The organism is Arenibacter amylolyticus (genome assembly GCF_002150785.1).
Taxonomy (GTDB): Bacteria; Bacteroidota; Bacteroidia; order Flavobacteriales; family Flavobacteriaceae; genus Arenibacter; species Arenibacter amylolyticus.
The window spans coordinates 113,773-119,933 of the sequence record NZ_MTAZ01000002.1 but is presented as its reverse complement, the minus strand read 5'-3'; the positions used below and the strand labels follow the sequence as shown (position 1 = coordinate 119,933).

Sequence of the window (6,161 nt, the reverse complement as noted above, 5' to 3'; positions counted from 1 at the left end):
TTGAAAACCACAAAAAGTTGTGCGGCGACAAGCTTCAAAAAAAAAGCGAGCTTCTTTTTTGAAGCTCGCTTGCACAACCACTTTTTTGTGGTTTATTCGTGACCCCGGAGGGATTCAAACCCCCAACCCTCAGAGCCGAAATCTGATGCGCTATTCAGTTGCGCCACGGGGCCGTATGATCCGACACAAAAGGTCGGTACAAAATTAGTTACTTAAATTCTTCTTTACAATATTAGAAATGGTTTTTCCATCTGCCTGTCCACCCAATTCCTTGGAAGCTCTCCCCATTACTTTCCCCATATCCTTCATTCCTGAAGCTCCTTCTTCCTCAATAATCCTGGCAACTACCTTTTCAATTTCCTCTTCCGACAATTGCTCTGGCAGAAACTTTTCTATGACAGCGGCTTGTTCCAATTCTGGCGCTGCCAAATCTTCCCGTCCTTGCTCTACATAAATTGCAGCGCTATCCTTACGCTGTTTAACCAACTTTTGCACCAACTTAATCTCATCCTCTTCGGTGAGTTCTGTTCCAGAACCAGTTTCGGTCTGTGCAAGTAATAAAGCTGATTTAATGGCACGTAACGATTCCAAAGCCACTGTATCCTTGGCTCTCATCGCTACTTTCATATCCTCCATTATACGCTGCTGTAATCCCATAGCCTATTTTTTTTGCCCTGCGAAGATAAAAAAATAAACCCGAAAACAAATAGTATTTTCAGGTTTAAACTTCATAAAATAATTGGGTTCGCTTAATCTACATTATCATGTAAATAAGAGTTATTGGAACGTAATTGAATCTCCTCATTACTATCCTCCCCTAAGCTCATCCTAGAGACCTTATTCTGTCTTGGATTTTCATTCAAGTCAACTCCCTGGCGCTTATAGGCCGGCTGTTTGGAAATTTCTTCCAGATTGCTAAGGCTATTTTGAAACTTATAATTAAAATCCTTCAATTTCCTACGGCGCTCATCTGCACGTTCCTTTAACAAAGTATCCAAAGGCGTATTTATCGGATCTATTTCCTCCGGTATTTCCCTTGCTGGAGCGGGTGTTTCCCTTTCCACGGTTTTTGTGCGAAACAATAGTGCCTCGTCTTCGCGTAGCTCGGATTTTTGATTTTGAGCTTTTGATTTGGCCGAGTTAAGCTGGTCTTCCAGCTCCATATAATCGTCCAAGCTATAACGCTTCTCCCCCTCTTTATTGTATTGGGCTTCTGGTGCAACCTCTACATGGTCGCGTACCTTCATGTCCCTTATTTCATCCTCTAAATCAAAAGTAATGGTATGCTGAGGCTCCTCCTTCTCCTCTGGCTTTTTTGCTAAGGGCATGTCAAAACTAATCATAAATTGATCTTCCGACACTTGCTTGCTAGGAACTTCCTTTGGTTCTACTACCTCAATATCCTTGATGTCTTCATTGGCATTGATAATTACAAAATCATCGTGATTCTCCTCTGAGAGCACCTCCTCATAATACACATTAAAATTCTTAATATAGCTAGAGGTTGGAATTAGATCCATGTTAGATTGCGGCCTGTCTGTCTCCTTTTTGATAGGAGCGGGAGCCGGTGCTGGGGCCGGAGCAGGTTTAACCTCCTCTTTTTCCTCTATCAGATGGTGAACAACCTGCTTTGATGTTAACACCTGTTCTGCCTTTTGCTCATCTTCCAAGGTATGTATAATTTTCTTGGATTCGGTATTCACAATGTCGTCCTGCTGGTCTACATTAAATCCCGTGGCTATCACCGTTACTGCGATTGCCTCACCCAATCCTTCATCTTCTCCAACACCCATGATGATATTGGCACCAAATCCGGCTTCATTCTGAATATGGTCGTTGATCTCACCAATCTCATCAATGGTAATCTCTTGTGATCCGGAAACGATTAACAACAATACGTTCTTAGCCCCCTTGATTTTGTTATCATTTAGCAGGGGAGAATCCAATGCTTTCATGATTGCTTCATTGGCCCTTGAAGACCCAGAAGAGGTAGCCGATCCCATAATGGCGGTACCACTATTAGACAACACAGTTTTAGCATCGCGTAAATCGATGTTTTGGGTATAGTGATGGGTAATTACCTCTGCTATACCGCGGGCAGCGGTGGCCAAGACCTCATCTGCCTTGGAGAAGCCCGCCTTAAACCCAAGATTACCGTATACCTCCCTAAGTTTATTATTATTAATAACAATAAGAGAGTCTACATTGGCGCGCAATTTTTCTATTCCCAACTGAGCTTGTTGGCAACGCATTTTACCTTCAAAAAGGAAAGGCATGGTTACAATCCCCACTGTAAGGATATCCAATTCTTTCGCCATTTTGGCAATAACAGGGGCAGCACCAGTACCTGTTCCCCCGCCCATACCGGCTGTTATGAATACCATTTTTGTTGTTGTTTCCAACATGGCTTTTATCTCTTCCAAGCTTTCTATAGCTGCTTGTTCTCCAACCTCTGGATTGGCACCAGCCCCCAAACCTTCCGTTAAGGAAACCCCCAACTGTATTTTATGGGGAACGGGGCTATTATCCAATGCCTGGGAGTCTGTGTTACAAATAATAAAATCTACCCCATTGATCCCGGCCTGGAACATGTGATTGATTGCATTACTCCCCCCTCCACCGACACCGATGACCTTTATTACATTACTTTGATTCTTGGGCAAATCAAAGGATATATTTTCAAATTCAGTGTTTTTGCTCATTTTAATTAATTTACTGGTTTACTTTTCTGTGTTGTTAATCTATGCGTTACTCTGCATTATCTAAAAAATCCTTGAACCTCTCAAACCATTTGTCAAAAATGGTAGTTCGTTCCTTTTTCACATTTGGCTTGGTTTGCACATCCGCCTCCTGTTCCGTGGACTTGTTTTCTACTTCTTTTTCTTTTACTTCCTTCTCCTGCTCCTGTAATACTTTTGGTTTATTCTGTACAGAATTCATCAAAAGTCCCACTGCAGTAGCATACAAGGGGCTGGCAATCTCGGCATCGGAATCGCCCGCCAAATGCTCATTGGGATATCCAATCCTAGTATCCATCCCAGTGATATATTCTACCAATTGCTTTAAGTGCTTCAATTGGCTACCGCCACCTGTCAATACAATACCACCGATCAATTTCTTCTTTTGCTCCTCATGGCCGTAGTTTTTAATCTCTACATACGCCTGCTCCACAATTTCTACCACACGGGCATGAATGATCTTCGATAGATTTTTCAAGGTAATCTCCTTGGGCTCCCTTCCTCTTAAACCAGGTATGGAAACTATTTCGTTATCCTTATTCTCTCCCGGCCATGCAGATCCAAATTTAATTTTCAACAGTTCTGCCTGTTTCTCTATAATGGAGCATCCCTCTTTGATATCTTCAGTAATAACACCACCCCCAAAAGGAATAACGGCTGTATGGCGAATAATTCCGTCCTTAAAAATGGCCAAGTCCGTGGTACCACCACCTATATCTATCAAAGCCACTCCGGCTTCCTTTTCTTCCTGGCTCAGTACTGCATTGGCCGAGGCTAACGGTTCCAAAGTAATATTGGCCAAATTTAATCCGGCGCTCTTTATACATCTACCCACATTTCGGATAGAAGAAACCTGCCCTACTACTACGTGGAAATTGGCTTCTAACCTACCCCCGTACATTCCCATGGGCTGTTTAATTTCTGCCTGCCCATCTACCTTAAACTCTTGAGGCAGCACATGGATAATCTCCTCACCTGGCAGCATAACCAGTTTATATACCTGATTACACAACTTATCCACATCGTGTTCATTTATTACATCTTCGGAGTTAGGTCTAGTGATATAGTCACTGTGCTGCAAACTTCTTATATGTTGCCCCGCAATACCAACTACCACCGAACTAATCTTTAAGCCAGAATTGGCTTCTGCCTGCTCTACAGCCTGCTGTATGGACTTTATGGTTTGAGTAATATTATTGACCACCCCACGGTGCACACCCAAACTCTTAGACCTACCAATACCCAAAATCTCTATCTTGCCGTATTCATTCTCCTTTCCTATAATAGCCACAATCTTTGTGGTCCCTATATCCAACCCAACTGAATAATTACCTTCTTCCATAACTTAATTTTTGGTACACACTACCTGGTTGTTAAACGCTAAACTCACTGTATGATAATCGTCCAACGATTTATCCTTATAGGCCTTCACATAAAAAGCCCTAAAATTGCTGAACTTTTTATTTAAATCTTCCACATCTCCTAAATCCACCACAAAATCCTCCACCCTAAATTTTAGTAGGTATTTGTTATCCTCGCTTATATGAATTCCTATAATGTTCTTTGTTAGAAATTCATCTGTCTCGCTAAACTTTAAAATCTTATAGACATCCTTAAGGGAGTTTTCATCTATTTTCCCTGTTATTAAAGGAACCCTGGCAGAGTGATATCTAGAAAAAGGCATGGGTTTCCCCTCTTCGTCCAAATAGAATCTTGTGCTTCCTGCTACCCTTGCAATGGGCTTCCGTTGCTCTACCTTTACCACAAGTTCACCAGTTAGGGTAAGAAAAACTTGGGCATCCTTGACCATTTCATTGGCCTCAATCTCTTTTTCTATTCTATTCAAAACTATATTTTCTTTAGCCAAATTAGCTAGATCACCATAGTTTTGTATCAACATTTTATTAACCGTCTCATGGGTCATATATAAATTTTGATCTCCCACAAATTTCACTTCTACCTTTCCAATCTGCCTGTTACTGTTCCTTACATTGGAAAAGGCAAATAGTCCCATTACAATCAGCAACAAGACTCCCATTTTTATGAAACTCCAATTTAACCTCATTGTAACTCCTTTTTAATTTTTTGAACTTCCAATCCAATATCACCTGCCCCAATAGTTAATAAGACATCGGGAGCCTGACTTTTTATTTCCGCTATAAGGCCTTCCTTATCTATTAATTTTTTATTTGTCCCCTCCATCTTATCCAACAGCCATTGAGAATTTACTCCGGCTATGGGCTCCTCTCTTGCCGGATAAATATCCAGCAGTAATACACTGTAAAACTTAGAAAGACTACGAGCAAAATCATCTATAAAATCTCGCGTCCTGCTAAAGAGGTGGGGCTGAAACACCGCCAACACTTTTTTCCCAGCATGCATTTCTGAAACTGCCTGGTGTACGGCATCTATTTCCGTGGGATGATGGGCATAATCATCTATAAAAACAAATTTTTCCGTTCTTATTTGATATGAAAATCTTCTTTGCACCCCTTTAAAGGTTCCCAAAGCATCAGCAAGGGATCTTAAGGAGGCACCAGATTGGGAGGCCATGGCAAAAGCTACCAATCCATTCAGCAAATTATGATGTCCTGGCTTATGGAATCGGACGCGCTCCACAGTTGTTTCCGGCGTACGGATATCAAATACATAGGCTCCATCTTCTATAGCGAGGTTCACAATACTATAATCCGAATCGTCTTCCAAACCATAGGTAATGCCTTCTATGGGCAGTCCGTTGCGCACAAACAGTTTACCATTAGGCTTCAATCTTGCTGTAAAATCCTTAAAAGATTTTACCAACTCATCCTTATTACCATATATATCCAAATGATCTGCATCCATAGAAGTGATACAGGCTATATTGGGCGACAACTGAAGAAAGGAACGATCAAACTCATCCGCTTCCACTACGGAATACTCCGTTCCCTCCAATAAAAAATTACTATTAAAATCCTCGGAGATCCCCCCTAAGAAAGCGGTCAATGGCATTCCGGTTTCTTTTAAGATATGGGCCAAAATGCAGGACACGGTGGTTTTCCCATGTGTACCAGCCACCGCAAAGCAGAAGCTATCCTTGGTAATCATCCCCAACACCTCCGAGCGTTTCTTTACTTGGAAACCATTGGCTTTAAAGTAGGTGTACTCTTTATGGGTTCCTGGAACCGCTGGGGTATACACCACCAAGGTTTTCTCCGGGTCCCTATAACCACTTGGAATAAGACTTAGGTTATCCTCATAATGTACTTGGATACCATGAGACATAAGGTCTTGGGTTAAGGGAGTACTTGTTTTATCGTACCCAGAAACCGACTTCCCAATAAAATTGAAATATCTGGCAAGGGCAGACATACCAATACCTCCAATCCCTATAAAATAGACGTTATGTATATCTTTTATATTCATGTTATCTCCAAGTGAATT

Annotated in this window: 5 protein-coding genes and 1 tRNA gene; all 6 read right to left on the bottom strand. The window is 41.6% G+C overall.

What is annotated here, in order from left to right:
* Positions 1-99: 99 nt before the first annotated feature.
* A tRNA-Arg gene (locus tag BV214_RS00640) sits at positions 100-173 on the bottom strand.
* Between the two features lie 31 nt (positions 174-204).
* A complete protein-coding gene (locus tag BV214_RS00635; RefSeq protein ID WP_086475542.1) occupies positions 205-657 on the bottom strand; it encodes a GatB/YqeY domain-containing protein in 453 nt (150 codons plus the stop codon).
* Between the two features lie 92 nt (positions 658-749).
* Positions 750-2,702, bottom strand: coding sequence for a cell division protein FtsZ (gene ftsZ / locus BV214_RS00630; protein WP_086475541.1), 1,953 nt, complete (start codon positions 2,700-2,702; stop codon positions 750-752).
* Positions 2,703-2,748: 46 nt separating this feature from the next.
* On the bottom strand, positions 2,749-4,080 hold the full coding sequence (gene ftsA, locus BV214_RS00625) for a cell division protein FtsA (RefSeq protein ID WP_086475540.1): 1,332 nt from the start codon (positions 4,078-4,080) through the stop codon (positions 2,749-2,751).
* 3 nt (positions 4,081-4,083) lie between these two features.
* Positions 4,084-4,803 (bottom strand): cell division protein FtsQ/DivIB, encoded by a 720-nt coding sequence (locus BV214_RS00620; protein WP_086475539.1) that lies wholly within the window; start codon positions 4,801-4,803, stop codon positions 4,084-4,086.
* Positions 4,800-6,143: a UDP-N-acetylmuramate--L-alanine ligase gene (murC, locus tag BV214_RS00615; protein WP_086475538.1), complete on the bottom strand. Its 1,344-nt coding sequence runs from the start codon at positions 6,141-6,143 to the stop codon at positions 4,800-4,802. The genes BV214_RS00620 and murC overlap by 4 nt, the downstream gene beginning before the upstream one ends.
* Positions 6,144-6,161 lie beyond the last annotated feature (18 nt).